Here is a 26,716-nt window from a genome sequence, read left to right on the forward strand (position 1 = left end):
ACCGCCGGACCGGACCGTCGACAGGCTGGATCGGCCCTTCGTGCCCGCGTGTTGCATGGTTCGCGCGGTTGCGCCTGTCGACGGGCCGGTGGCGCCCAGAGCTGCGGGAGGGCCGACGGCCCCGAACCCCGAGTTCAACCGAAGCCCGGCGCCCCGGCGCCCCCAGCACTCACAGTGCAGACAGGATGTCCTGCACCCGCTCCTTGGCGTCGCCGAACAGCATCTGCGCGTTGTCGCGGTAGAACAGCGGGTTCGCGACACCGGCATACCCCGATGCCATCGACCGCTTGAACACGACGACGTTGCGTGCCTCCCACACCCGCAGCACCGGCATCCCGGCGATCGGGCTGCCGGGATCCTGCGCGGCCGCCGGGTTCACGGTGTCGTTCGCGCCGATCACCAGCACCACGTCGGTGTCGGCGAGGTCGTCGTTGATCTCGTCCATCTCGAGCACGATGTCGTAGGGCACCTTCGCCTCGGCCAGCAGCACGTTCATGTGCCCGGGCAGTCGCCCGGCGACCGGGTGGATGCCGAACCGCACCTCGATGCCGCGCTCCCGCAGCCGGCGGGCCAGGTCGGCGACCGGATACTGCGCCTGCGCGACCGCCATGCCGTACCCCGGGGTGATCACCACGCTCGACGCCGAGGTCAGCAGTTCGGCGACGGATACGGCATCCGTCTCACGATGCGTGCCGGTCACCTCCTCGCCCTTCGCGGGCGCCTCGATGCCGAACCCGCCGGCGATCACCGAGATGAACGACCGGTTCATCGCCTGGCACATGATGTACGACAGGTACGCACCCGACGATCCCACCAGCGCACCGGTGACGATGAGCAGATCGTTGTTCAGCAGGAAGCCGGCCGCCGCGGCCGCCCACCCCGAGTAGCTGTTGAGCATCGAGATCACGACCGGCATGTCGCCGCCGCCGATCGACGCCACCAGGTGCCAGCCGAGCGCGAGGGCCAGCGCCGTCACCACGACCAGCAGCCACAACTGCGGGGTGATCACGTACCAGACGGTCAGCGCCACGAACAGCACCAGCGCCGCGACGTTCAGCACGTTCTTGCCCGGCAGCATGAGCGGCCGTGACGACATCTTCGCCGACAGCTTCAGGTAGGCCACGATCGACCCGGTGAAGGTCACCGCACCGATGAACACCCCGATGAACACCTCACCGCGGTGGATGCCCTCCAGGCTCGGCGCGATCCCCTCGGCGTGCAGGGCCCCGTTCCAACCGACCAGCACCGCGGCCAGCCCGACGAAGCTGTGGAACAGCGCGATCAGCTCGGGCATGCCGGTCATCTGCACGGTGCGGGCCCGCCACAGTCCGATCGCCGCGCCGATCACGACGGCCACCACCAGCAGACTCAGCCCGAGGGCACCGGATGCCGCACCCCAGGCATCCGAGATCATCAGCCACAGCGTCGCCAGCAGCGCGACGGTCATGCCGGCGATGCCGTACACGACGCCGCCCCGGGCGCGCTCGTGCCGACTGAGGCCGGCCAGGCTCAGAATGAACAGCAGTGCGGCGACGATGTACGCCGCGCCGGCGATCGCGCCGGCGATGGTCAGGGCGCTCACCGGTGGGTCTCCTTCGCGTCGGTCGCCGGTTCTTTCACGAACATCGCCAGCATCCTGCGGGTCACGGCGAAACCGCCGAAGATGTTGATGCTCGCCAGCAGCACGGCGACGGCCGCGAGGATCTGCACCACCAGGTTCGGCACGGTCAGTTGCACCATGGCGCCGACCACGATGATGCCGCTGATCGCGTTGGTGACGCTCATCAGCGGGGTGTGCAGCGCGTGCGCCACGTTTCCGATCACATAGAAGCCGACGACGACGGCAAGGGTCAGCACCAAGAAGTGCTGCGGCAGCGGCGGCGGCGCGATCGCGCACACCGCGAACAGCACGGCCATGCCCAGCACGATCAGCCCGGTCTTCGCGCCGCGCGAGAGCGTGGTGCGCGGTGTCGGTTCGGGGGCGGATGCCGCGGCCGGCGCCGTCGGCACGGGAGCGGCCGAGACCTGTACGGGCGGGGGCGGCCAGGTCACCGCACCGTCACGGGCGACGGTCACGGCCCGCTGCACGATGTCGTCGTCGTCGATCGACAGCTGCCCGTCCTTGCCGGGTGTGAGCAGGGTCAGCAGGTTGACCAGGTTCGTGCCGTACAGCTGCGACGCCTGTGCGGGCAGGCGCCCGGCGAGGTCGGAGTACCCGAGGATGACCACGCCGTTGTCGGTGACGATGCGCTGCCCCGACACCGATCCTTCGACGTTGCCACCCGAAGCGGCGGCCATGTCGACGATGACGCTGCCCGGCTTCATGCTCGCCACATCGGCCGCGGTGATCAGCCGGGGCGCTGGCCGGCCGGGGATCTGCGCGGTGGTGATGATGATGTCGACCTCGCGTGCCTGCTCGGAGTAGATCTCGGCGGCCCGACGGTCGTACGCCTCGCTGGTAGCCTTGGCATAGCCGTCGGTGGACTGCTCCACCTCGACATCGACCGGCAGGTATTCGCCGCCGATCGAGCGCACCTGGTCGGCGACCTCGGGGCGCGGGTCGGTGGCGCGCACGATCGCACCCAGGCTCGAGGCCGCGCCGATCGCGGCCAGGCCCGCCACACCGGCACCGGCGACGAGCACCTTCGCGGGCGGCACCTTGCCGGCGGCGGTGACCTGACCGGTGAAGAACCGGCCGAACTCGTGGGCTGCCTCGACCACAGCGCGGTACCCGGCGATGTTGGCCATCGAGCTGAGCACGTCCATCGACTGCGCGCGAGAGATGCGCGGCACGGCGTCCAGGGCCAGCGCGGTGACGCCGCGGGCGGCGAGTCGCGCAAGCAACTCGGGGCGCAGTGCCGGGCTCAGCAGCGCGACGAGCACCGCACCGGGGCGCAGCCGCTCGATCTCGGCGTCGTCGGGCGCGGCGACCTTCAGCACGACGTCCGAGCTCCAGGCATCCGCCGCGTCGGTGACACTGGCCCCGGCGTCGGCGTATGCGGCGTCGGGGAACGACGAGCGGGCGCCGGCTGCGGCCTGCACCACCACGTCGTAGCCGAGCTTTCGGATCCTCGCGACGGTCGCGGGTGTGGCCGCGACCCGATTCTCGTCGTCGGGTTCGATGACGATTCCGATGCGCATCGATGAGCTCCGTTGTTCTGGGTGGGGATCCCGCGGCTTCGGGCCACGGCGGGGTCTGTGACCGACTATAGGGGCAGGGCAGAAGACGACCCGGTTCGTAGCGCCGGTGCAAACCGAAAGAATCGACAGATCTTCCTCCGGCGGAAGTGGGTGGCCCGGCTCGTAGACTCGACGCCATGACCGCCGCATCCACCCCCGCCCTCGAAGCCGACCGCCGGGCCCTCATCGACCTCATCACCGGCGAGGCGGTGTTCCACGGCGACTTCACGCTGTCCAGCGGCAAGAAGGCCACCTACTACGTCGACATGCGCAAGCTCACCCTCGACCACCGGGCGGCGCCGGCGATCGGACGGATCATGCTCGACCTCATCCGCGACATCGACGGCATCGTCGCCGTGGGCGGGCTGACCCTGGGGGCCGACCCGATCGCGAACGCGATCATGCACGAGTCGGCGCGCACCGACCGGCCGCTGGACGCGTTCGTGGTGCGCAAGGAGCCCAAGGACCACGGCCGCGGTCGGCAGATCGAGGGGGCGGATGTCGCGGGCAGACGCGTCGTGGTCGTCGAAGACACCTCGACCACCGGGCAATCCGCGCTGAAGGCGGTCGAGGCGTTGCGACGGGAGGGGGCCGAGCCGGTGGCGGTCGCCGTGATCGTCGACCGGCGCACCGGGGCGCAGGCCGCCGTCGAGGCCGCCGGGCTGCAGTGGCTGGCCGCGATCGACCTGGACGATCTCGGCCTGCAGCCGCAGTAGTCGCGCGCGGCGACCGGCGCCGATCCGGTAACGTTGCCAAAAAGGCAGGACCGGAGCGCCATGGACGACGCAGGGATGACCGCCGCTCAGGCAGCGGGCGACGCCGCGCCGCGGCGCGCGACGATGAAGGATGTCGCGGCCCGCGCGGGTGTCGGACTCTCGACCGTCTCGCGGGTGGTCTCGGGCAAGGGCGGTGTCGCGCCGGCGAAGGTGCGGGCGGTGGAACGGGCGGTCCGCGACCTCAATTTCAGCCGCAACGACTTCGCGCATCGGCTGCGCACCGGCACCTCGGCGACCATCGGCATGGTCGTCACCAACATCTCCGACCCGTTCTTCTCGGCCCTGGTCAGCGGCGTCGAAGAACGCGCCCGGGCGCGTGATCAGCTCGTGCTCGTGGCATCCGTCACCGATGACTCGGCCGAGGCCGAACGGGTGATCCGCCGACTGCTGCAGCGTCGCCTCGACGGGTTGATCCTCGTCGCGCCCGAAGACGCCGACCTGCGCTTTCTGCAGGAGGAGCAGCGCGCCGGCACCCCGGTCGTGTTCGTCGACCAACCACCCACCGGCATGGACGCCGACGTCGTCGTCGTCGACAACGAGGGCGGCGCGGCCGCCGCCGTGCGGCACCTGCACGAGGTAGGACACCGGCGCATCGCCTGCTTCGCGCACGTGTCGGGCCGGTACACCTCGGCCCGCCGCGAAGCCGGCTACTACCGCGGTCTGGCACAGGCCGGGCTTCCCGCCGACCCTGCGCTGGTCGTCTCGGTCGACGACGAGGTCGACGTGTGCACCGAGGCGCTGCTCGAGCTGGCGCGGCTGCCCGACCCGCCCACCGCGATCTTCTCCACCAACGGCCGCACCACCAAGGCGATCCTCGGCGCGCAGCGGCTGCTCGGCTCGCGCCTGGCGCTGATCGGCTTCGACGACTTCGACCTCGCCGTGCTGATGGATCCGCCCACCACGACGATCGTGCAGGACCCGGTCGCCATCGGCCGCGCGGCCGCCGACCTGCTGTTCAGCCGTATCGCCGGGCGCACCGGCCCGGTCCAGCACATCACGCTCGCCACCCGCCTGGTCGAGCGCGGCTCGGGCGAGCTGGTGCCGTACCGCGACTGAGCCCGGTCCACCGGATCACGATTCGGTCACAGGTCGGATGTCTGTTGCCTCTCATCTTGCGTCTGACAACGTTTTCAGATTTCATGGCACCAATCGAGGACGTGCAGGCCGACCCACCGGCGGGCTGCGGCATCCCACGACCACATCCAACGGAGGATCACATGCGGAAAGCACTCGCAGCAGTCGCTGGCCTGGCGGTCGCCGGACTCGCGCTCGCCGGCTGCGCCGGCGGCTCGAACGGCGGGGGCGACAAGGGCGGAGACCCGAACCAGGTCGAGGTGTTCACCTGGTGGGCATCCGGCTCTGAGAAGACCGGCCTGGATGCGCTGGTCAAGGTGTTCAACGAGCAGTACCCCAACGTGAAGTTCATCAACGCCGCCGTCGCCGGCGGTGCCGGGTCGAACGCCAAGAACGCGCTGGCCTCGCGCCTGAAGGCGAACAACCCGCCGGACTCGTTCCAGGCCCACGCCGGCGCCGAGCTCACCGACTACATCGAGGCGAACAAGCTCGAAGACCTCAGCGGCTTCTACAAAGACAACGGACTGACCGACGTGTTCCCGTCGACGCTGCTGGACCGCCTGACCGTCGACGGCAAGATCTACTCGGTGCCCAGCAACATCCACCGCGCGAACGTGGTGTGGGTCAACACCGACCTGCTCACCAAGGCCGGCATCGACCCGACCAAGGCCCCCGCCGACATCGACGCGTGGCTGGCCGACATGAAGAAGCTGAAGGACTCGGGCGTGGCCACCCCGCTGTCGGTGGCCACCGACTGGACCCAGGTGCAGCTGTTCGAGAACGTGCTGCTGTCGACGCTGGGCGCCGACGGCTACCAGGGCCTGTGGAACGGTGACACCAAGTTCGACTCGGCCGAGGTCACCAAGGCCATCGACAACTACGGCAAGCTGCTGGCCTACGCCAACACCGACGGCACCGGGCAGGACTGGCCGGTCGCGACCGACATGGTCATCGACGGCACCGCCGCCTACAACGTGATGGGCGACTGGGCGCTGGCCGAGTTCGACGCCAAGGGCAAGACGTACGGCAAGGAGTACACCACCTGGCCGACGCCCGGCACCGACGGCACGTTCGACTTCCTCGCCGACTCGTTCACGCTGCCGGTGGGTGCCCCGCACCCCGACGCCGCGAAGGACTGGCTGAAGACGATCAGCTCGGCCGACGGGCAGAAGGCGTTCAACCTCGCCAAGGGCTCGATCCCCGCGCGCACCGACGCGAACGCCGCCGACTACCCCGAGTACCAGCAGGGCGCGATGGCCTCGTTCGCCAAGGACACCGTGGTCAGCTCGCTCGCGCACGGCGCGGCGGTGAAGGTGTCGTGGTTGAACGACATCACCTCCGCGATCGGGCAGTACGTCTCCACCAAGGACGGCAAGGCCCTGCAGGATGCGCTGGTGCAGGCGCAGACCAAGGGTCTCGGACAGTGACAACCCGCACCCGCGCGGGGCGACGGCATCCGTTCGCCGCCCCGCGCGGGTTCGCCGCGTCGGGCCCGCCCCGCGCGGCGTGAACCCGGGCCCGCCCCGCCCGCCACGTCAAGGAGGACACCGATGCGCAAGGGCATCCGCAACTGGGGACCGCCGCTGCTGTTGATCTCGCCGACCATCGTGCTGATCGGCATCTTCGTCTACGTCCTCATCGGCGTGAACATCTCCACCGCGATGACCAAGGACTCGGCCCTGTCGGCGTCGGAGTTCGTGGGCCTGGCGAACTTCGGTGACCTGCTCACCGAGCCGCGCTTTCTGCACTCACTGGCCAACCTCGGCATCTTCACCGTGTTCTTCATGGTGGGCACGATGCTGTTCGGGTTCTTGTGGGCGTGGATGCTCGACAAGGGCGTGACGGCCGAGGGAGCGTTTCGATCCATCTATCTGTTCCCGATGGCCGTCTCGTTCGTGGCGTCCGGTGTCGTCTGGCGGTGGCTGCTCAGCTCCGCCAAGGATGACCGCGCCTCGGGCCTGAACCGGCTGCTGCAGGCGATCGGCCTGGGCGGCCTGCAGAACGACTGGTACAACACCCCGCTGTGGGGCATGGCGGCCATGGCGATGCCGGCGATCTGGCAGCTGGCCGGCTACGTGATGGCCCTGTTCCTGTCGGGCTTCCGTGGCATCCCCGACGAACTGCGTGAGGCCGCCCGCATGGACGGCGCCAGCGAATGGAAGCTGTACCGGCATGTGATCTTTCCGCAGCTGAGCCCGGTCGCCCTGTCGGCGCTGGTGATCGTCGCGCACATGTCGCTGAAGGTGTTCGACCTGATCATGGCGATCACCGGGTCGGTGTACATCACCGAGGTGCCGGCGACCTACATGTGGGTGGCGCTCACCGGAGCCGAGTACGGCAAGGCGTCCGCGATCGCGACGATCCTGCTGCTGCTGGTGTGCGTGTTCATCGTGCCGTACCTGATCTACACCGCCCGCGCCGAGAGGAAGGCCCGCCGATGACCGTCGCCACCGGAATCGAGCGCCGCGCCCCGCTGGATGTCGGCGTCCCCACCGCACACAAGACCCGCGCCCGCGTCGGCCGCACCGCCAAATACGTCATCCTGCTGCTGTTCGTGGTGATCGTGCTGATGCCGGTGTACGTGCTGCTGGTGACGAGCCTGAAGCCCCCGTCGGACGTCTCGGCCGCGACATCCTGGTCACTGCCGCTGCGCTGGCCGTGGCAGGCCGGCCCCGACGGGATGACCGGGTTCGACAACTGGGCCGCCGCCTGGAACACCCTGGCCGCACCGATCGGACGCACGTTCCTGCTGGCGATCCCCGCCGCGATCATCTCGGCGATGCTCGGCTCGATGAACGGGTTCGTGCTCAGCCGCTGGAAGTTCCCGTACGCGAACATCGTGTTCACCCTGATCCTGTTCGGCATGTTCATCCCGTACCAGGCGATCATGGTGCCGCTGGTGCAGATGAAGACGTCGCTGGGGATGCCCAGCAACATCCTCACCCTGCTGATCGTGCACATCATCTACGGTCTGCCGATCTGCACGCTGATCTTCCGCAACTACTACGAGGGCGTGCCGAACGAACTCATGGAGGCCTCGCGCGTGGACGGCGCCGGCATGCTGGGCTCGTACTGGCGCATCATCCTGCCGCTGTCGCTGCCCGGGTTCGTGGTGACGATCATCTGGCAGTTCACCTCGGCGTGGAACGACTACCTGTTCGCGCTCTTCCTGTCGGACGCGAACCAGGGGCCGGTGTCGCTGTCGCTGGTGAACCTGTCGCAGGGCGCGCAGCTGTCGAACTACGGCGCGTCGATGGCGGGGGCACTGATCGCGTCGCTGCCGACCCTGGTGGTCTACATCATCCTCGGCAAGTACTTCATCGGCGGACTGATGAGCGGGTCGGTCAAGTCGTGACCGACCTCGCCCTGGCCGTCGACCTGGGCGGCACGAAGGTCGAGGCCGCCCTGGTGGATGCCACCGGCACGGTGTTGCCCGGAACCCGCCACCGCCGTCCCACCGGACCCGACGCCACACCCGAGCTGCTGCACGGGGCACTGATCCAGGTCGTGCGGCAGGCCGCCGCGAACGCGCCGGGCCCGGTGCGCGGTGTCGGGATCGGCAGCGCCGGACCCATCGACCACGCCGCGGGAACGATCATGCCGGTCAACATGCCGGCGCTGCGCGGGATGGGGCTGAAGGACGCCGTCGTCGACGCCGCCGCCCGGGCCGGGCTGGACGGCGTGCCGGTGCACCTGGGGCACGACGGCGGATGCCTCGCCCTGGCCGAATCGTGGGTCGGCGCGACGCGCGGCGCGCGCGCGTCGCTGGCGTTCGTGGTGTCGACCGGGATCGGCGGCGGGTTCATCCTCGACGGGCACCTGGTCTCGGGCGCGACCGGCAACGCCGGGCACCTCGGTCAGATGCACTCCGAGAACGGTCGGTGCCTGGAACGGGTCGCGTCCGGGCCGGCGAGCGTCGACTGGGCGCGGGAGCACGGCTGGGACGGCGACAGCGGTGAACAGCTGGGGCGGGACGCGGCATCCGGTGACAGGGTCGCCCGCGCCGCGATCGAGCGGTCGGCCGGCGCCGTTGGAGAGGCGCTCGCCGATGTGGCGGCCCTGGTCGACCTCGAGGTGATCGCCGTCGGCGGCGGGTTCTCGCACGTGTCGGACGACTACGTCGCCATGGTCGGCGCCGCGCTGCGCTCGGCCGCCGTGCTGGACTATGCGCGCGCCGCGCGGGTGGTTCCCAGCGGGCTGCACGGCGACGGACCGCTGGTCGGCGCCGCCGCGCTCGTGCTGCGCTGACGCTCTCGTGCTGCGCTTGCGGCCGGGGCGCCGTGCGCGTGGGGCCGGGCGGCGCAGTTGTGCGCACCCGCCGCCCGCGCTGACCCGCCCGTCACTCGTCGCGGTCGCGGCCCCGGTCCTTGCGGCCGTAGCGGCGGATGTACTGCACGACGAACACGACGAGCGTGCCGGCGAGCACCAACGTGGTCGTGGCGAACAGCAGCGTCTGCTCGAGCTCATTCACGCCGCACCCCGTTCATGCGCCGGATGCCTCGGGCTCGACGAGCTCGGCGACCGAGTCCACGATCTCGTCGGGCCGGAACGGGTAGCGCTCGATCTCGGAGCGGTCGCTGATGCCGGTGAGCACGAGCACGGTGTGCAGCCCCGCCTCGATGCCGGCGATGACGTCGGTGTCCATCCGGTCGCCGATCATGCCGGTGTTCTCGGAGTGCGCCCCGATCTGGTTCATCGCCGAGCGGAACATCATCGGGTTCGGCTTGCCGACCACGTACGGCTCCTTGCCGGTCGCCTTGGTGATCAGCGCCGCGAACGAGCCCGTCGCCGGCACCACACCCGAGGGGGTCGGGCCGGTGGCATCCGGATTCGTCACGATGAACCGCGCGCCCGCGTTGATGAACCGGATCGCCTGGGTGATGGCCTCGAACGAGTACTGCCGGGTCTCGCCGACGACCACGTAGTCGGGCTGGGTCTCGGTCATGATGAACCCGGCTTCGTGCAGCGCCGTGGTCAGCCCCGCCTCGCCGATCACGAACGCCGAGCCGCCGGGCATCTGCGACTTGAGGAACTGAGCTGTCGCCAGCGCGGACGTCCAGATGCGGTCCTCGGGCACGTCCAGACCCGAGCGGGCCAGCCGTGCAGACAGATCGCGGCGCGTGAAGATCGGGTTGTTCGTCAGCACCAGGAACGGGATGCCCCGATCCCGCCACTGTGCGAGCAGTTCTGCGGCTCCGGGGATCGGCCGGTTCTCGTGCACCAGCACGCCGTCCATATCGGTCAGCCAGCAGTCGATGTCCGCGCGTGTCCGCATGCGGTCAGCCTACCCAGCGGGCGCGTCGCGCGCCCTCTCATCGCGATCATGCCGCAACGGGCATAGGCTCTGAGTGTGGCGCAGAACGGGTGGGATCCGCAGCGCCTGCCCGACCTGAGCGGCAGGCGCTTTCTGGTGACCGGTTCCACGCGTGGCCTGGGGTATTTCGCCACCGAGCAGCTCGTGCGCGCGGGCGCCCACGTGATCATGACCGGACGCAACCCGAACCGGCTGCAGGCGGCACACGCGGCGATCGAACGACGGGTGGGGGATGCCTCGGGCGGTGACGTGGAGACGCTGCTGCTGGACACCAGCAACTTCGGTTCGGTGCGTGCCGCCGCTGCCACCGCGCGCGGTCGTGGGCCGCTGCACGGGCTGCTGCTGAACGCCGGCATCGTGCACCCGCCCAAGCAGCGCCGCACCGCCGGCGGGCACGAGCTGGTGTTCGCCACGAACGTGCTCGGACATTTCGCCCTGGCCGGCGAGCTGCTGCAGAACCTCGCCGTCGTGAACGGGCGGATGGTGTGGATCGGCAGCATGTCGACCTCGCTCGGCGATTACGAACCGATCGATGTCGAACTGGCCGAGGGATACACCCCGTGGCGCGCGTACGTGCAGTCGAAGGTCGCCACCACGGTGCTCGGGCTCGAGGCCGACCGGCGGCTGCGGGATGCCGGGGTCCCCGCATCCAGTGTCGTCGCCCACCCCGGCTATTCCATCAGCGGGCGCACCACCGGGGTGCGCGGTGTGAACGAGCCGTCGCGGATGACCCGGTTCGTCGACAATCTGCAGACCCCGTTCTCACAGTCCAAAGAGCGCGGTGCGCGCAGCCTGGTGCGTGCCCTGATCGACCCTGCGATCGCCGGCGGCGAGTTCTGGGGTCCCCGGTTCGTCGTGCACGGCGCCCCGCACCGCGGTCGGCCCGCCAAGCTCACCCGCAGCCCGGAGCTCGGGCAACGCCTCTGGGAGTACTGCGAGAACGCCACCCGGGTGCGCTGGCCGTTCGAGAAGGCCGCGAAGGCCCGGCGCCGGTTCCGCGGATGAGAGAGCCGGTGGCATCCGGGCGTCGTGGCTGGGATGCCGCGACCCTTCGCTCGTGGGCGGTGGACGCGAACGACGGGATCATCGCCACGGCGGGCATCCTCGAAGGCTTCGCCGGTGCCGGGGCGGCCGACCGGGTGCTGGTGACGGCGGCCGCCATGGCGATGATCGCCGGTGCGCTCAGTCTGGGCGGCACGAAGTGGGCCGAGGCCGCCGCCGAACGTGAGGCGCAGCTGCGGATCGCCGCCGCCGAGCAGGCCGAGCTGGCCGCGAACCCCGAGCACGAGATCGCCGAACTGGTCGCACACTACGAGGCCAAGGGGCTGGACGCCGACCTGGCGCGACGGGTCGCCGAGCAGCTGTCGGCCGCCGACCCGCTGGGGGCACAGCTGGAGAGTGAGTACGGCATCGACGAGGTGATGACGGTGCGCGAGACGGTGACCGCCGGCATCGGTGCCGGTAGCGCGTTCCTCGTGGGCGCACTGATCCCGTTTCTGATCGCACTGTTCGTTCCGGCGCTGGAGTTCTGGGTGATCCTGGCGACGGTGGTGGTCTCGCTGATCGTGGTCTCGGTCATCGCGGCCCGCACCGGCCGGCTCTCGGTGCGCCGCACCATCGTCCGTTCGCTCGGCGTGGGCCTGGGTACCGCGCTGATCAGCTACCTCGTCGGGCTGCTGTTGTTCTGACCCGGGCGTGGTCAGGACCGGGCGTGGAACGGTGTGCCCGCCGTTCAGGCGGAGAGCCAGATGGCGTCGGCGGCACCGTCGGGGATCGCGACGGGGGCGGCATCGGCCACCCGCACCATCTCGGGCCCGATCACCTCGATCGTGCTGCCGATGCGCAGCCCGGCGTCTTCGACCGCGCGCAGCAGCCGCGGGTCGCGGTCACTCACCCGCAGCACCCGGCCGTGGTGCCCCGGCGCGGCGTCGCGCAGCAGCACGAACGCTTCGCGGTGCACGTGCCCGTCGGCATCGGGGATCGCATCGCCGTGCGGGTCGATGCGGGGGTGGCCGAGCCGTGCGTCGATGCCCTCCAGCAGGCGGTCGCTGATCGCGTGCTCGAGCACCTCGGCCTCGTCGTGCACCTCGTCCCAGGCGTAGCCGAACTCTTCGACCAGCCAGGTCTCGATCAGCCGGTGCCTCCGGATGATGCCCGCCGCGCGCCGCCGGCCGTCGTCGGTCAGCGCGATCGGCCCGTAGGGCCGGTGCGTGACCAGCCCCTGTGCCGCGAGCTTCTGCACCATCTCGGTCACGCTCGAAGGCGCAAGCCCCAGCACCGACGCCAGCTGCGACGGCGTGATGCGTGCATCCTGCCACTCGGTGTGGTGGTAGATGGTCTTCAGGTAGTCGTCGACGGCGGGGGAGGGCACGCCCCCAGGGTATACGCGCCACGTGTCGGCACCCTGGGCGTCAGGCCCCGGTGAGAACGAGCACCAGCAGCATCCCGTTGAGCGCGATCAAGAAGACGGCCGCGAGCACTCCGAGCACGGTGGTCGCGGTGCGGTTGCGGTACCGGCCGAGCACCGCCCGTTGCGCGGTGAGCCGGATCAGCGGAACGAGCGCGAACGGGATGCCGAACGACAGCACGACCTGGCTGAGCACGAGCGAGGCGGTGGGATCGGCGCCGACCGCGAGCAGCCCGAGGGCGGGCACCAGCGAGATCACCCGGCGCAGCACGAGCGGCACGCGCACGTGCAGCAGGCCGTGCATGATCTCGGAGCCCGCATAGGCGCCCACCGAGGTGCTGGCAAGGCCGCTGGCGAGCAGGCCGACCGCGAACAGGGTGGCCACGATCGGGCCGATGCCGTCACGCAGCGCCGCGTACGCGCCCTCGAGCGAGTCGGTGCCGTGCGCGCCGGCGAGGTTCGCTGCGGCCAGCAGCAGGATGCACACGTTGACCGCCCCGGCCACGGCCATCGCGATCGACACATCCCACCGGGTGGCGCGCAGCAGCCGCGGCACCGGCGTGGCATCGGCCGCGAACCGGTCGCGCGACAGTGCCGAGTGCGCATAGATGGCGTGCGGCATGATCGTGGCCCCGAGAATGGATGCCGCCAGCAGCACGGATCCGGAATCCTCGAACCGCGGCACCAGCCCGCCGGCGATCCCGGTGCCGTCGGGCGGGGCGACGAACACACCGGCGACGAACCCGATCGAGATGATCGCGACCAGGCCGATGACGATGAATTCGAAGGTCTGCGGGCCGCGGCGGGTGTGCACGACCAGCAGCGCGAGCGAGACGGCGCCGGTGATCAGCCCGCCCCACAGCAGGGGGATGTGAAACAGCAGCTGCAGGGCGACCGCGCCGCCGATCACCTCGGCGATGTCGGTGGCGATCGCCACCAACTCGGCCTGGGCCCAGTAGGCGCGGCGCGCCCAGGGGCGGCGGATGCGCTCGCCGAGCAGTTCGGGAAGGCTCTTCCCGGTCACCACGCCGAGCTTTGCCGACAGGTACTGCACGAGCCAGGCGATGAGGTTCGCGAGCACGACGACCCACACCAGCAGGTAGCCGTAGCGGGCGCCGGCGGTCATGTTGCTGGCGACGTTGCCGGGGTCGAGATAGGCGACGCCGGCGACCAGTGCCGGTCCGAGCAGCCACGCCGCGCGCGGGCGCGAGGTCAGCCCGTCCCGCACGCGCGTGGAGCGGACGCGGCGCCGACGTGCCGGGGCCGCGATACTCTGAGGTCGATCTTTCGGCATACCGAAATCATAGTCTTCGGTGCGCCGAAATCTCGAGCTGCCGGCCCGTCTGGCGCCCGAGCGAGCCGGTGCGCTGTGCGAGGGCCGCGCGCCGCTACCCTGGTGCGGTGAGCGACCTGCCGCACGAGACCGCGCCCGATCCCGCGCACGATCCGGTCGAGCACACGCACGGGGTCGGTCCGTGGCCCGGCGGCAGGGATGCGTGGCCGCAGGACGATCGGTACGACCCCGACCTGCTCGCGCACGGTGACCGGCGCAACGTGATCGACCGCTACCGCTATTGGCGCATGGAGGCGATCGTCGCCGACATCGACACCCGGCGACACGGGTTCCACGTTGCGATCGAGAACTGGCAGCACGACATGAACATCGGCTCGATCGTGCGCAGCGCCAATGCGTTCGGTGCGCACACCGTGCACATCGTCGGGCGCCGCCGCTGGAACCGTCGTGGGGCCATGGTAACCGACCGGTACCAGCATGTCGAGCACCACCCCGACATCGCGGCGTTCGCGCAGTGGGCGGATGCCGCCGGCCTGCCGATCATCGCGGTCGACAACGTCGCCGGGGCCGTGGCCCTGCCGGAGGCCGATCTACCGCAACGGTGTGTGCTGATGTTCGGCCAGGAGGGGCCCGGGCTCTCGCCGGAAGCGGTGGCCGTGGCATCCGGGATCGTCGAGATCACCCAATACGGCTCGACCCGTTCGATCAACGCGGGGGCGGCGGCCGCCGTGGTGATGTACGAATGGTGCCGCCGCTGGGCGCGGCCGTAGCCCGATGCCGCGGGGGCGCCGAACCGTAGCCCGGCGAGATCGTCCACCGCCACACGGCAGAGCCACGCACAGCCCCGCGGCAGAGCCAGGCACGAGGACAGGAGAAATCGCGGCGACAGGACGTGAGCGCGCTCCCAGCTCCTGATCTGGTGATTTCTCCTGCTGCGGGATGCCGCGGGGGCGCCGAGCCGTAGCCCGACGCCCCCGTTCGGCGTGTCAGTCGCGCTGCGGCGCGTCCGGTCCGGCGGGCGGTGCCGCCGGCGGCTGGGTGCCCGGTGCCGACCCGGCTGCCGGATCGGTCGGCGCGGTCTGGCCCGAGGCGCCCGGGGTCGGCTGCCCGGGCGCCGGGGGAACGGCCGGGGCGGGCTGTCCGGGCGCGACCGCGTAGGCCGGCGGCGCCGCGGTACCGGCCGGCGCCACCGGCACACCGTCCGGCCCGACGGGCACCGGCATGCCGTCGGCGGGCATGGCGGACGGGTCGTGCGGCTGAGCCGATCCCTCGCGGCGCACCTTCGCGGCAGCCACGAAGTACTGCACCAGACCGATCACCGACAGCGCCGCGCCGATCGCCAGCGGGTACCAGAACACCCGGTAGGTGTACTCGCCGGTGGTGCTCATCTCGGCAACGATCACCTGCACGAACGGGATCGCCGCACCCACGACGAACACGCCGGCCCAGAGCACCACCATCCAGCGCAGCCGGCTCAGCGAGGCCTGCTGCACCGTGCCCTTCTTGTCGACCTTGGCGGGCAGCAGGCCCTGCTGCTTTCGGGTGAGCAGTGCGAACAGCAGTGTGAGCAGCAGGTACACGACGCCGACGATCAGAACCGTCAACCACAGCACGAACGCCGGGTCGTTGGTCGGATTGGCCGGCAGCGTCTTGATGAACTCGTTGTACTCGTCGGCCGTGCTCGAGTACGCGTCGATCGCGTCGTTCATGGCGCTCTCGGCCTTCGACAGCGCGGACTCGTCCTGGGTCGAGAGTGCGCCGATGCCTTTGGCCGCGCTCGCCATGTCACCGGCGATGCCGGCGAACTTCGTGCCGTATGCGGCCAGGTCCTTGTTCTGTTCGCCGTCGGCGACGCGCTGGAAGTCCTTCTGCGCCTTCGCCGCGGCCTTCTCGAAGTCGCGTGCTGCGGCCTCGGCATCGCTCAGCGACGCCGAGCTGTCGCCGTACACGGCGGTGAACGTGTCCATCGCCTTGCCCAGCTGGGTGTCGATCTGCGTCATGTCCGACGTCGAATCCGCCCATGCCGGAGCCCCCGCTCCCACGGCCAGCACGATCGCCGCCATCACGGCGATCACGAGCACCCGTGCCCTTCGTTGCACAGCATGCACCATCGTTCGTTCCCCCTTGTCGTCGGCCGCACGACGCCGTCTGCGTCACGGTCGGCCTGTTTCACCGTACCCAGCACGCCGCCGCACCGCAGGTTTTCGCCCCGGAAGGTTCCGGATCGGCCGGCACGCCGACCCGAGTGGCTCACGCCGGCTGGGTCAGCCACTCGGGTCGGCGGATGCGCCAGCCCAGGGTCACCACGCGCGCCAGCATGTACACGCCGAAGAACGCGACCGCCAGCAGGCTCAACCCTGCCGCGCCGGCGGGATGCCACAGCCACAGCGCGACGAGCACCGGCACGTACACCACGAGGTTCACACCGCCGGCGATCGCGAGGTAGCGTGCGTCGTTCGCGCCAATGAGCACGCCGTCCAGCACGAACACGATCCCGCACACCGGCTGTGCCACCGCGAGCACGACCAGCGCCGGCTGCACGAGCGCGGCCAGCGCCGCATCGCCGGTGAACAGCAGACCGATCCAGCCTGAGAGCCCTCCGATCACGGCGCCGACCACGACGCCGAACCCGGCGCCCCACGCCAGGGTGCGCCGCAGCACCCGGCGCACCTCGCCGACCGACCCCGCCCCCAGCCCCTTGCCGATCAGCGCCTGCGCGGCGATCGCCAGGGCGTCCAGGGCGAACGCCGCCGTCGAGAACATCGTGAACGCCACCTGCCAGCCGGCCAGCTCCGCCGTGCCGAACGAGGTGGCCACGGCGACCGTCGACAGCAGCGCCACCCGCAACGACACCGTGCGCACGAACATCCACACCCCCGAGCGGGCCGACCCGCGCACCCCCTCGCGCTGCGGGCGCAGCGACGCCCGATGCCGCCGCGCCAGCCGCCCGATCACGAACGCGTACGCGGCCACCATGCCCCACTGGGCCAGCACCGTGCCGAATGCCGAACCCGCGATGCCCCAGCCGGCCCCGTAGATGAACAGGGCGTTCAGCAGCGCGTTGGCGGCGAACCCGGTGCCGGCGATCCACAGCGGCGTGACGGTGTCTTGCATGCCCCGCAGCAGGCCGGTCGCCGCGAAGACGATGAGCATCGCCGGCAGCCCCCACATCGAGATGCCCAGGTACGTGCGCGCGTCGGCGGCCACCTCGGCCCCCGCCCCGAACAGCCCGACCAGCGCCGGTGTGCACAGGTAGCCGACCAGCGCGAGCACCGCGCCCAGGCCCAGCGCCAGCCACATCCCGTCGATGCCCACCGACACCGCGTCGCGGCTGTCACCGGCGCCGAACCGCCGCGCCACCGCGGGCGTGGTGGAGTACGCCAGGAACACCATGAGTCCGACGATCGTCTGCAGCACGGCCGACGCGATGCCCAGCGCCGCCAGCGGCACGACACCCAGGTGACCGACCAGCGCCGAATCGACGATCAAGAAGAGCGGCTCGGCGATGAGCGCGCCCAGCGCCGGCACCGCGAGGCTCAGGATGTCGCGGTTCAGCGTGTCTGCTCGACTCACCCTCCGAGCCTAGGGGCGCGCATCGGCGCCGCCGGTGAAGTCGACGTCGGCCGCGTCGACCACGGCCGCGGTACGGCCGGGTGCGCCCTGGAACGACCAGTACAGGTTCGTGTGCGCGATCACCTGGTCGACCGGCGGCGCACCCCACGCGGTCTTGTCGCCGGCGGTGTGAGCGTCTGCGACCAGCGTGGTGTCGTACCCGCGGGTGAACGCGCCGTGGATCGTGGAGCGGATGCAGACATCCGTCTCGGCGCCGCTGACCACCAGCCGGCCGGCGCCGAGCCGGTCGAGCACTGCCTGAAGGTCGGTGCCCTCGAACGCGTCGCCGTACTCCTTGTGCACCACGGCCTCGTCGGGCGCCGGCTCCAGCTCGGGCACGATGCGCCAGCCGTCGGTGTCGGGCACCAGCTCGTCGTCGCGGTGCTGCACCCACACCACGGGCACGCCGGCCGTGCGCGCGCGCTCCACCAGGTCGCGGATGCGCGTGACCACCGCATCCCGTTCGTAGGCTGCGCCGACCACGTCGTTCTGCACGTCCACCACGAGCAGCGCCGTGTTCGGCCGGTTGGTCAAGGTCGTCATCGTGCCTCCTTCGTCGCCCGTTCGGGCTCGCGTGTTCTCAGAGTACGAGCGCCCCCCGACATCCGCCCTCGACGTCGGTGTGAAGCACAGCCGGGCGGCATATCCTGGAACGCATGACCGAAACCCCCCGTTCGGGACTGGAGGTCGACGCGTTCAGTGCCGACATCCGCCCGCAGGACGACCTGTTCCGTCACGTGAACGGCACCTGGATCGAGCAGACCGACATCCCCGACGACAAGGCGCGGTGGGGCTCGTTCCACTTCCTCGCCGAGCAGGCCGAGGCCCAGGTGCGCACGATCGTCGAAGAGATGCAGCACGCCGAGCCGGGCACCGAAGCCCGCAAGATCGGCGACCTGTACGCGAGCTTCATGAACACGACCCGCATCGACGAACTCGGCACCGCCCCGATCGCGGACCGGCTCGCCGAGGTCGACGCCATCGATTCGATCCCCGCGTTCCTGGCCACCGTCGGCCGGTTCGAACGCGACGGGGTCGGCGGCATCATCGACCTGTACGTCGAGCCCGACCCCGGCGATCCGCAACGGTACGTGCCCTTCCTCATCCAGAGCGGCATCGGCCTGCCCGACGAGAGCTACTACCGGCTGGAGAACTTCGCCGAGGTGCGCGAGGCGTACCGTGCCCACATCGCACGGATGCTGCAGCTGGCCGGCATCACGGCCGCCGACAGCTTTGAACCGGGCGAGGATGCGGCATCCGTCGCCGAGCGGATCTACCGGCTCGAAGCCGACGTCGCCGCCGGCCACTGGGACAACGTGCGCAGCCGTGACGCCGTCGCCACCTACAACCTGAAGACCTGGGATGAGATCGGCCGGCTCGCCGGCGTCGACCTCGACCCGTGGCGCGACGCCGTCGCGGCCGGGCACGAGCACGCGTTCGACGAGGCCGTGGTGTACCAGCCGAGCTTCATCGAAGCGCTCGGTGCGCTGCTGGTGCCCGCCCGGCTCGAGGACTGGAAGGCCTGGCTGCGCTTCAAGGTCGTGCACGCCGCCGCCCCGTTCCTGCCCGACCCGTTCGTCGACGAGAACTTCGCGTTCTACGGCACCACCCTCACCGGTGTGCCGGCCAACCGCGAGCGGTGGAAGCGTGGCGTCGGCATCGTCGAGGCCGCGCTCGGCGAGGCCGTCGGCCGGGTGTACGTCGAGCGGCACTTTCCGCCCGCCGCCAAAGAGGCGATGGACGAGCTGGTCGGCAACCTGATCGAGGCCTACCGGCAGAGCATTTCGCAGCTGGAGTGGATGAGCCCCGAGACCCGGCAGCGCGCCCTCGCCAAGCTCGACTCGTTCACCCCGAAGGTCGGCTACCCGGTGCGCTGGCGGGACTATTCGGCCCTGCAGATCGACGCCGACGACCTGATCGGCAACGTGCGCCGCGCCCACGTGTTCGAGCACGACCGGCAGCTTTCCAAGATCGGGCAGCCCATCGACCGTGACGAGTGGTTCATGACCCCGCAGACGGTGAACGCCTACTACAACCCGCTGATGAACGAGATCGTGTTCCCGGCGGCGATCCTGCAGTACCCGTTCTTCGACGCCGAGCGCGATGCCGCGGCCAACTACGGTGGCATCGGCGCGGTCATCGGCCACGAGATCGGCCACGGTTTCGACGACCAGGGCAGCCGGTACGACGGCGACGGCAAGCTCGCCGACTGGTGGACCGACGCCGACCGTGCCGCCTTCGAGCAGCGCACCAAGGACCTCATCGCGCAGTACGACGCGCTCGTGCCGGTCGGGCTGTCCGACGAGCACCACGTCAACGGCGCCCTGACCATCGGCGAGAACATCGGCGACCTGGGTGGGCTCGGCATCGCGATCAAGGCGTACGAGCTGTCGCTGGGCGGCGGGCAGGCGCCCGAGATCGACGGGTTCACCGGCATCCAGCGCCTGCTGCTGAGCTGGGGGCAGGTGTGGCGGCAGAAGGGGCGGGATGCTGAGACCATCCGCCTGCTGACCATCGACCCGCACTCGCCGAACGAGTTCCGGTGCAACCAGATCGTGCGCAACGTCGACGCGTTCTACGACGCGTTCGAGGTCACCGATTCCGACGCGCTCTGGCTGCCGACCGATCAGCGCGTCACCATCTGGTGACCTGACAGTACGCGGAAGGACGACAGTGGGCACGCCCCCAGAGCCCAGACGGGAGACGGCGCCGCTACGGGGGTCGCGGCGCAGCAGCAAGCCCCTGCCGAGGAGGGCGGCAGTGGGCAAACGCAGCTTCACGGCCACGCTGAAGGCGCTCGACGAGCTCGCCGCGGCGGGCGCGAAGGTGTCGGTGCGCATCGACGACCTCGACCGCGGCACACCGGTGCTCGGCGGCGACGACTTCGTCACACTGCCGGTGGCCGGGCTCGGCGTCGTACCGCTGCTGATCGAGGTGGCCGCCCAGATCGAGTCCGGCACGCTCGACCCGCTCGAGATCGTCGACCGCGACGGCATCGAGCGGGTCGAGGTCGGCGGACTCTGGCAGCACCTCAAGGCACCGGCGCTGCCGATCGGCGATCTGGCGGTGCTGGCCGCGGCCGCCGGCGATGCGACCGCCGCCAACGCTCTCATCGCCCGCGTGGGGCTGCCGGCGGTGCGAGGACGGATCGAGCAGCTGGGGCTGAAGCGCTCCGCCCTGCTCGACCGGTTCCGTGACCGGCGCGGACCCGACGACGCCCCGCATGTGGCCCTGGCCACCGCGCGCGAGCTCGCGCAGATGTTCGCGGCACTGGTCAATTCCGCGGCGGTCAGCGCCGCAGTCAGCGCCCAGGTCGCGGAGTGGCTGAGCCTGAACCACGACCTGTCGCTGGTGGCGTCGGCGACCGGGCTCGACCCGTTCGCGCACTTCAACGACGAGCACGGGCTGCTCTTCATCAACAAGACCGGCCGGGACCGTGGCATCCGTGCCGAAGCGGGCGTGCTCGCCGGCCCGCGCGCCGGCGTCTCGTACGCGTTGATCGTGTGCTTCGACGACCTGTCGATCATGCACCGGCTGCGCGCACACGAGGTGTTCCGCACGCTCGGCGTCGAACTCATGGAATACGCGTTCTGACCCATCCCGGGCGGCATCGGTCAGACTGGGAACGAACGCGACAGAAGGAGTCACACGCATGCCGACCCTGCCACACGCCCCCGCCGATCACGCCTGTCTGATCGTGCACGGCCCGGACCAGCCGGGACTGGTGCAGGCGGTGTCGGGGCTGATCGCCCGCAACCGCGGCAACATCGTCACCCTCGACCAGTACTCCGACAACCCCGCCGGGGGTGCGTTCTTCCAGCGGGTCGTGTTCCACAGGCCGGACCTTGCCGCCGCGATCGACGAGATCGACGCCGACCTTCACGCGACGCTGACGCCGTTGGGCATGAGGTGGCGGCTCACCGACCAGTCCATCCCCAAGCGCATGGGCATCCTGGTCTCGACCAGCGACCATTGCCTGCTCGAGCTGCTGTGGCGGCACCGCCGCGGCGAGTTGCCGGTGACGATCCCGATGGTCATCTCCAACCACACCGTCACCGCCGACGACGTCCGCAGCTTCTCGGTCCCGTTCTTCCACGTGCCCTCCGCCGGCGCCGACAAGTCCGCGGCCGAGGCGAAGATCCTCGACCTGGTGCGCGGCAACGTGGACTTCTTGGTGCTGGCCCGGTACATGCAGATCATTTCAGAAGACTTCTTGGATGCCGTCGGGGTGCCCGTGATCAACATCCACCACTCGTTCCTGCCCGCCTTCGTCGGCGCCGCCCCCTACCGCAAGGCCAAAGAACGCGGCGTGAAGCTGATCGGCGCCACCAGCCACTATGTGACCCGCGAGCTGGACGCCGGCCCCATCATCGAACAGGACGTGACCCGGGTCGATCACTCCATGACCGCGGGCGATCTGCAGGCCCGCGGCGCCGACGTGGAACGTGCCGTGCTGGCGCGTGCGGTGCAATGGCACGCCGAAGACCGCATCATCCGCCACGGCAACCACACCATCGTGTTCACCTGACCGGTTCGAGGCGCACCACGACCGACTTGGATGCCGGTGTGTTGCTGCCCAGGGCGGTGAACCCGAGCGGCACCAGCGGGTTGCCCTCGGGAAAGTATGTGGCCGCGCAGCCGCGGGAGGTGGGGTAGGCGACGACCTTGAACGCGCGCACGACCCGGTCGACCCCGTCCGAGAACTCACTGTGCACGTCGACGAGAGCACCGTCGGCGATGCCGAGCTCGGCGAGGTCGTCGGGGTGCACGAACACGACGCGGCGGCCCTTCTTGATGCCGCGGTAGCGGTCGTTCAGGCTGTACACGGTGGTGTTGAACTGGTCGTGCGAGCGCATCGACTGCAGCAGCAACCGACCGGGCGGGCAGTCGATGTACTCCAGGTCGGTGACGGTGATCATCGCCTTGCCGGTCGCAGTCGGGAAGGTGCGCGAATCGCGCGGCCCGTGCGGCAGGATGAACCCGTCGTCGCGGTGGAGGCGCTCGTTGAAGTGCTCGAAACCCGGCACGACGTGCTCGATGTGGTCGCGGATCACGTCGTAGTCGCACTCGAAGCTCGCCCAGTCCACCGGACCGTCGTCGCCGAACAGGGCCCGGGCGATGCCGACGATCACCGAGATCTCGGAGCGCAGCAGCGGCGAGAGCGGCTGCACCTTGCCGCGGCTGGCGTGGATGGCACAGACCGAGTCCTCGACCGACAGGATCTGCTCACCGGTGGCCTGCATGTCGATCTCGGTGCGGCCGAGCACCGGCAGGATGAGCGCCTCGTCGCCGACGGTGAGGTGGTTGCGGTTCAGCTTGGTCGAGATCTGCACGTTCAGCCCGACCTTGGCGAACCCCTCTTCGGCGGCGCGGGTGTCGGCGACCGCCGAGACCAGGTTGCCGCCCATCGCGATCCACACCTTCGTCCGCCCCTGACGCATCGCCTCGACGGCCTTGACCACGTCGTAGCCGTGTGCGCGCGGCGGCTCGAATCCGAACTCGCGGCCCAGCCCATCCAGGAACGCGTCGGGCATCTGCTCCCAGATGCCCATGGTGCGATCGCCCTGCACGTTGGAGTGTCCGCGGATCGGCGAGGCGCCGGCGCCGGGCTTGCCGATGTTGCCGCGCAGCAGCAGCAGGTTGATGACCTCTTTGATGATGTTCACCGCGTCGCGGTGTTGGGTCAGCCCCATCGCCCACGTGATGATGACCCGGTCGGCGTGCAGATAGCGTTCGGCCAGTTCGTCGATCTCGGCGGTGGACAGCCCCGTGGCACGCAGCACCGTCTCGGGGTCGAGGTCTGCCAGGCTCTCGCGGAACTCGTCCAGCCCCTGGCAGTGCTCGGCGAGGAAGGCGTGGTCGAGCACGGTGCCGGGGTTCGCGTCCTCGGCGGCGAACACGCGCTGCGAGATCGCCTTCATCAGCCAGCCGTCCCCGCCGGCGCGGATCTGCAGGTACTGGTCGGCGATGCCGGTGCCGTGGCCGATGATGCCCCGCACCCGTTGCGGGTTCTTGTACCGCACCAGGCCCGCCTCCAGCAGCGGGTTGATCGCGACGATCTGGGCACCGGCATCCTTCGCCTCTTCGAGCGCGGTGAGCATGCGCGGATGGTTCGTGCCGGGGTTCTGACCCATCACGATGATCAGGTCGGCCTTGGCGAAGTCCTTGTAGGCGACGGTGTTCTTGCCGATGCCGATCGTCTCGCCCATGGCGATGCCGGTGGACTCGTGGCACATGTTCGAGCAGTCCGGCAGGTTGTTGGTGCCCAGCACCCGGGCCAGCAGCTGGTACGCGAACGCGGTCTCGTTGGCGGTGCGGCCGCTGGTGTAGAACGTGGCCTGGTCAGGCGACTCCATGGCCTTCAGCCGATCGGCGATGAGGGTGAACGCGTCGTCCCACGAGATCGGGCGGTAGTGGTCGTCGCCGGCCGGCTTGTACACCGGTTCGACCAGCCGGCCCTGCATGCCCAGCCAGTACTCCGAACGCTCGCGCAGCGAGCTGATCGGATGCTCTGCCCAGAACGTGGTGGGGATCACCACCGGCGTCGCCTCCCAGGTGACCGCCTTCGCACCGTTCTCGCAGAACTCGAACGTCTTGCGATGCTCGGGGTCGGCCCACGCGCAGCTCATGCAGTCGAACCCGTCCTTCTGGTTCATGTCGGTGAGCAGCGTCAGGGCACGGCCGGCGCCCATGTCGGCGATCGCCGGCCCCATGGCGTGCGCGATGCCGGGCACGCCCGCCGCCCAGTGCTTGGGCTCGCCGACCTGCATGACGGCGGCGTCTTCGGTGACGTCCTCGATGGGGGCCCTGGCGGTCATCGTGGTCCACGCTCCTTCGCGTCGCGCCGGCTCACACCGGTACCGGTTCGTCCACGGCGATCCGTTCGGCCGCCGCATACACGTTCATCGAGGTGCCGCGCGCGAAACCGACCAGGGTGAGGCCGGATGTCTCGGCCAGCGCGACCGCCAGCGACGAGGGCGCCGACACCGCCGACAGGATCGGGATGCCGGCCATCACCGCTTTCTGCACGAGCTCGAAGCTCGCCCGGCCCGACACCTGCAGCACCGTGCCGCGAAGCGGCAGCCGGTCGTGCAGCACCGCCCAGCCGATGACCTTGTCGACAGCGTTGTGCCGGCCGACGTCTTCGCGCACGGCGAGCACGTCGCCGGTGCGCGCGTCGCACAGCGCGGCGGCGTGCAGGCCGCCGGTGCGGTCGAACACCGCCTGCCGCGCACGCAGCGCCTCGGGCAGGCGGGCCAGTACGGCGATGTCCACGCGCACGTCGTCGGCCGACACGTCGAAGACAGAGCTCGTGCGCACCTGGTCGATCGACGCGGCCCCGCACACGCCGCAGGCGCTGGTGGTGTACGAATGGCGCGCCCGGGCCGGGTCCGGCGGCGCGGTGCCGGCAGCCAGGGCGACATCGAGCACGTTGTAGGTGTTCGCGCCGTCCGGTCCGCGCGAGTCGGCGCCCGCGCAGTGGATCGCCGAAGCGAACTGCTCGGCGCGGGTGATCACCCCCTCCGAGACGAGGAACCCCGCCGCCAGCTCGACGTCGTCGCCGGGCGTGCGCATGGTGACCGCGAGCGGCCGCGATCCCACCCGGATCTCCAGCGGCTCCTCGGCGGCGAGCGTGTCCATACGGCGCACCATCGCCGCGTCGGCCGCACCGCCCACGGTCAGATGCACGATCTTCGTCCGTGCCGTGACCCTGCCCATCGCACCCTCCGCGAGGCCGCGACCCTGCGTCCTCGACTTCCTCCACGGTACCCCGTTCCCACCGGACGGGCACCGGAAGGCGCGGCCGGCTTCACGGCGCGCGGGGTGTTCGGTGCGAATACGATCGAGCTGACCCCCACGAAGGAGTGAGATGACCGCTACCTACGTCTACGACGCCGTCCGCACCCCGTTCGGGCGCGCCGGCGGTGCGCTTGCGGGCGTGAGGCCCGACGACCTGGCCGCCGTCGTGATGCGGGCGATCGTCGAGCGTACCGGCTGTGAGGCCGCACGCATCGACGACGTGATCTTCGGCGATGCGAACCAGGCCGGCGAAGACAACCGCAACATCGCGCGCATGGGTGCGCTGCTGGCGGGGTTCCCGACATCCGTCACCGGCGTCACCGTCAACCGGCTGTGCGCCTCGTCGGTCGAGGCGGTGATCCAGGGCTCGCGGGCCATCGAAACCGGCGACGCGCAGCTGGTGCTGACCGGCGGGGTCGAGTCGATGAGCCGTGCCCCGTTCATCGTCGAGAAGTCGGCGCGGCCATGGCCTGCCACCGGCAACCAGACCATGTGGAACACCTCGATCGGGTGGCGCATGGTCAACCCGGCCCTGCCGGCGCACTGGACCATCTCGAACGGCGAGTCGGCCGAGAAGGTCGCGCGCGACGGGGGCATCACGCGCGAGCAGCAGGACGCGTTCGCGCTGCGGTCGCACCGGCTGGCGGCGGATGCCTGGGCGCAGGGCGTCTACGACGGCGAGATCGTGCAGGTGCCCGGGGCAGAGCTGGCCCGCGATGAGGGGATCCGCGATGACACGTCGATCCAGAAGCTCGCCGGGCTGCGGGCGCTGTTCGCGCCGGACGGGAACGGCTCGGTGACCGCCGGCAACTCGTCACCGATCAACGACGGCGCCTCGGCCGTGCTGCTCGGGGCCGAGGGCGCGCTGGATGCCGAGCCGCTCGCCCGGATCGCGGGGCGCGGGGTGCACGGCGTCGACCCGGACGTGTTCCCGCTGGCCCCGATCGAGGCTGCGAACAAGGCGCTCGCGCGGGCCGGGCGCACCTGGGCCGACGTCGACCTCGTCGAGCTGAACGAGGCGTTCGCGTCACAGGCGCTCGCCGACATCGCCGGCTGGCCCGACCTCGATCCCGAGAAGGTCAACATCCACGGCGGCGCGCTGGCGATCGGCCACCCGCTCGGGGCGTCGGGCGGGCGCATCGTCGGTCATGCCGCGCACGAGCTCGCCCGGCGCGGGACAGGCGTGGCGGTCGCGGCGATCTGCATCGGCGTGGGTCAGGGCCTGGCCGTCGTGCTCGAGCGGTAGAGAGGTCGTTCGG

24 protein-coding genes are annotated in these 26,716 nt (G+C 70.4%); 13 read left to right on the forward strand and 11 right to left on the reverse strand.

Translation table 11 applies throughout. The features are described from left to right. Window positions 1–169 precede the first annotated feature (169 nt). Both pntB and H577_RS0106840 read right to left on the reverse strand, forming a co-directional pair. A complete protein-coding gene (pntB, locus tag H577_RS0106835) occupies window positions 170–1,573 on the reverse strand; it encodes a Re/Si-specific NAD(P)(+) transhydrogenase subunit beta (protein ID WP_051191838.1) in 1,404 nt (467 codons plus the stop codon). A gap of 5 nt (window positions 1,574–1,578) precedes the next feature. After that, window positions 1,579–3,141: a Re/Si-specific NAD(P)(+) transhydrogenase subunit alpha gene (locus H577_RS0106840; protein WP_029145329.1), complete on the reverse strand. Its 1,563-nt coding sequence runs from the start codon at window positions 3,139–3,141 to the stop codon at window positions 1,579–1,581. A 176-nt stretch (window positions 3,142–3,317) separates the two neighbouring features. Between H577_RS0106840 and pyrE the strand changes: the two genes are divergently transcribed. From pyrE to H577_RS0106870, 6 genes are all read left to right on the forward strand, one after another. Further along, window positions 3,318–3,896, forward strand: a complete 579-nt coding sequence (pyrE, locus tag H577_RS0106845) for an orotate phosphoribosyltransferase (RefSeq protein ID WP_029145330.1) — start codon at window positions 3,318–3,320, stop codon at window positions 3,894–3,896. A gap of 75 nt (window positions 3,897–3,971) precedes the next feature. Beyond that, entirely contained in the window at window positions 3,972–5,012 is a 1,041-nt protein-coding gene (locus tag H577_RS0106850) for a LacI family DNA-binding transcriptional regulator (RefSeq protein ID WP_029145331.1), read from the forward strand. A 161-nt stretch (window positions 5,013–5,173) separates the two neighbouring features. Beyond that, on the forward strand, window positions 5,174–6,457 hold the full coding sequence (locus tag H577_RS0106855; protein ID WP_029145332.1) for an ABC transporter substrate-binding protein: 1,284 nt from the start codon (window positions 5,174–5,176) through the stop codon (window positions 6,455–6,457). Between the two features lie 123 nt (window positions 6,458–6,580). Beyond that, window positions 6,581–7,471 carry a carbohydrate ABC transporter permease gene (locus tag H577_RS0106860; RefSeq protein WP_029145333.1) on the forward strand — a complete coding sequence of 297 codons (891 nt, stop codon included), beginning with the start codon at window positions 6,581–6,583 and terminating at the stop codon, window positions 7,469–7,471. Further along, window positions 7,468–8,385 carry a carbohydrate ABC transporter permease gene (locus H577_RS0106865; RefSeq protein ID WP_029145334.1) on the forward strand — a complete coding sequence of 306 codons (918 nt, stop codon included), beginning with the start codon at window positions 7,468–7,470 and terminating at the stop codon, window positions 8,383–8,385. The genes H577_RS0106860 and H577_RS0106865 overlap by 4 nt, the downstream gene beginning before the upstream one ends. Further along, window positions 8,382–9,278: an ROK family protein gene (locus H577_RS0106870; RefSeq protein WP_029145335.1), complete on the forward strand. Its 897-nt coding sequence runs from the start codon at window positions 8,382–8,384 to the stop codon at window positions 9,276–9,278. Before H577_RS0106865 ends, H577_RS0106870 begins: the two co-directional genes overlap by 4 nt. Window positions 9,279–9,369: 91 nt before the next feature. Here H577_RS0106870 and H577_RS18170 read toward each other — a convergent pair whose 3' ends face one another. Both H577_RS18170 and H577_RS0106880 read right to left on the reverse strand, forming a co-directional pair. Then, window positions 9,370–9,501 carry a hypothetical protein gene (locus H577_RS18170; RefSeq protein WP_281166851.1) on the reverse strand — a complete coding sequence of 44 codons (132 nt, stop codon included), beginning with the start codon at window positions 9,499–9,501 and terminating at the stop codon, window positions 9,370–9,372. Between the two features lie 12 nt (window positions 9,502–9,513). Beyond that, entirely contained in the window at window positions 9,514–10,305 is a 792-nt protein-coding gene (locus H577_RS0106880) for an HAD-IIA family hydrolase (protein ID WP_029145336.1), read from the reverse strand. 75 nt (window positions 10,306–10,380) lie between these two features. On the opposite strand from H577_RS0106880, the gene H577_RS0106885 reads away from it, so the two are divergent. Both H577_RS0106885 and H577_RS0106890 read left to right on the forward strand, forming a co-directional pair. Then, complete coding sequence (locus tag H577_RS0106885; RefSeq protein WP_029145337.1) at window positions 10,381–11,349, forward strand: SDR family NAD(P)-dependent oxidoreductase; 969 nt, start codon at window positions 10,381–10,383, stop codon at window positions 11,347–11,349. Further along, window positions 11,346–12,032, forward strand: a complete 687-nt coding sequence (locus tag H577_RS0106890) for a VIT1/CCC1 transporter family protein (protein ID WP_029145338.1) — start codon at window positions 11,346–11,348, stop codon at window positions 12,030–12,032. Before H577_RS0106885 ends, H577_RS0106890 begins: the two co-directional genes overlap by 4 nt. Window positions 12,033–12,076: 44 nt before the next feature. On the opposite strand, the gene H577_RS0106895 is transcribed toward H577_RS0106890, so the two are convergent. Both H577_RS0106895 and H577_RS0106900 read right to left on the reverse strand, forming a co-directional pair. Then, complete coding sequence (locus H577_RS0106895) at window positions 12,077–12,715, reverse strand: metal-dependent transcriptional regulator (protein WP_029145339.1); 639 nt, start codon at window positions 12,713–12,715, stop codon at window positions 12,077–12,079. Window positions 12,716–12,755: 40 nt separating this feature from the next. Further along, window positions 12,756–14,045, reverse strand: a complete 1,290-nt coding sequence (locus tag H577_RS0106900; protein ID WP_084515919.1) for an Nramp family divalent metal transporter — start codon at window positions 14,043–14,045, stop codon at window positions 12,756–12,758. Window positions 14,046–14,161: 116 nt separating this feature from the next. On the opposite strand from H577_RS0106900, the gene H577_RS0106905 reads away from it, so the two are divergent. Next, window positions 14,162–14,815, forward strand: a complete 654-nt coding sequence (locus H577_RS0106905) for a TrmH family RNA methyltransferase (protein WP_051191839.1) — start codon at window positions 14,162–14,164, stop codon at window positions 14,813–14,815. A 216-nt stretch (window positions 14,816–15,031) separates the two neighbouring features. Here the strand turns inward: H577_RS0106905 and H577_RS0106910 are convergent, their stop codons facing one another. The 3 genes from H577_RS0106910 to H577_RS0106920 form a co-directional block, all read right to left on the reverse strand. Continuing rightward, on the reverse strand, window positions 15,032–16,144 hold the full coding sequence (locus H577_RS0106910) for a hypothetical protein (RefSeq protein WP_169566263.1): 1,113 nt from the start codon (window positions 16,142–16,144) through the stop codon (window positions 15,032–15,034). 151 nt (window positions 16,145–16,295) lie between these two features. Continuing rightward, entirely contained in the window at window positions 16,296–17,618 is a 1,323-nt protein-coding gene (locus tag H577_RS0106915; protein WP_029145343.1) for an MATE family efflux transporter, read from the reverse strand. A 9-nt stretch (window positions 17,619–17,627) separates the two neighbouring features. Beyond that, window positions 17,628–18,200 carry an isochorismatase family protein gene (locus H577_RS0106920; protein ID WP_029145344.1) on the reverse strand — a complete coding sequence of 191 codons (573 nt, stop codon included), beginning with the start codon at window positions 18,198–18,200 and terminating at the stop codon, window positions 17,628–17,630. A 113-nt stretch (window positions 18,201–18,313) separates the two neighbouring features. On the opposite strand from H577_RS0106920, the gene H577_RS0106925 reads away from it, so the two are divergent. From H577_RS0106925 to purU, 3 genes are all read left to right on the forward strand, one after another. Beyond that, window positions 18,314–20,305, forward strand: a complete 1,992-nt coding sequence (locus H577_RS0106925) for a M13 family metallopeptidase (RefSeq protein WP_029145345.1) — start codon at window positions 18,314–18,316, stop codon at window positions 20,303–20,305. 112 nt (window positions 20,306–20,417) lie between these two features. Further along, window positions 20,418–21,251 (forward strand): serine hydrolase, encoded by an 834-nt coding sequence (locus H577_RS0106930; protein ID WP_245570351.1) that lies wholly within the window; start codon window positions 20,418–20,420, stop codon window positions 21,249–21,251. A gap of 58 nt (window positions 21,252–21,309) precedes the next feature. Continuing rightward, window positions 21,310–22,185, forward strand: coding sequence for a formyltetrahydrofolate deformylase (gene purU, locus H577_RS0106935; protein WP_029145347.1), 876 nt, complete (start codon window positions 21,310–21,312; stop codon window positions 22,183–22,185). On the opposite strand, the gene H577_RS0106940 is transcribed toward purU, so the two are convergent. Then, window positions 22,178–24,475, reverse strand: a complete 2,298-nt coding sequence (locus tag H577_RS0106940) for an FdhF/YdeP family oxidoreductase (RefSeq protein ID WP_029145348.1) — start codon at window positions 24,473–24,475, stop codon at window positions 22,178–22,180. The two genes, purU and H577_RS0106940, sit on opposite strands and share 8 nt — an antisense overlap. A 31-nt stretch (window positions 24,476–24,506) precedes the next feature. Further along, entirely contained in the window at window positions 24,507–25,376 is an 870-nt protein-coding gene (gene fdhD / locus H577_RS0106945) for a formate dehydrogenase accessory sulfurtransferase FdhD (RefSeq protein WP_029145349.1), read from the reverse strand. A 151-nt stretch (window positions 25,377–25,527) separates the two neighbouring features. Here fdhD and H577_RS0106950 point away from each other — a divergent pair, with 151 nt between their 5' ends. Next, window positions 25,528–26,703 carry a thiolase family protein gene (locus tag H577_RS0106950; RefSeq protein ID WP_029145350.1) on the forward strand — a complete coding sequence of 392 codons (1,176 nt, stop codon included), beginning with the start codon at window positions 25,528–25,530 and terminating at the stop codon, window positions 26,701–26,703. The last annotated feature ends 13 nt before the right edge of the window (window positions 26,704–26,716 follow it).

Source organism: Microbacterium luticocti DSM 19459 (genome assembly GCF_000422405.1).
Lineage (GTDB): Bacteria > Actinomycetota > Actinomycetes > Actinomycetales > Microbacteriaceae > Microbacterium > Microbacterium luticocti.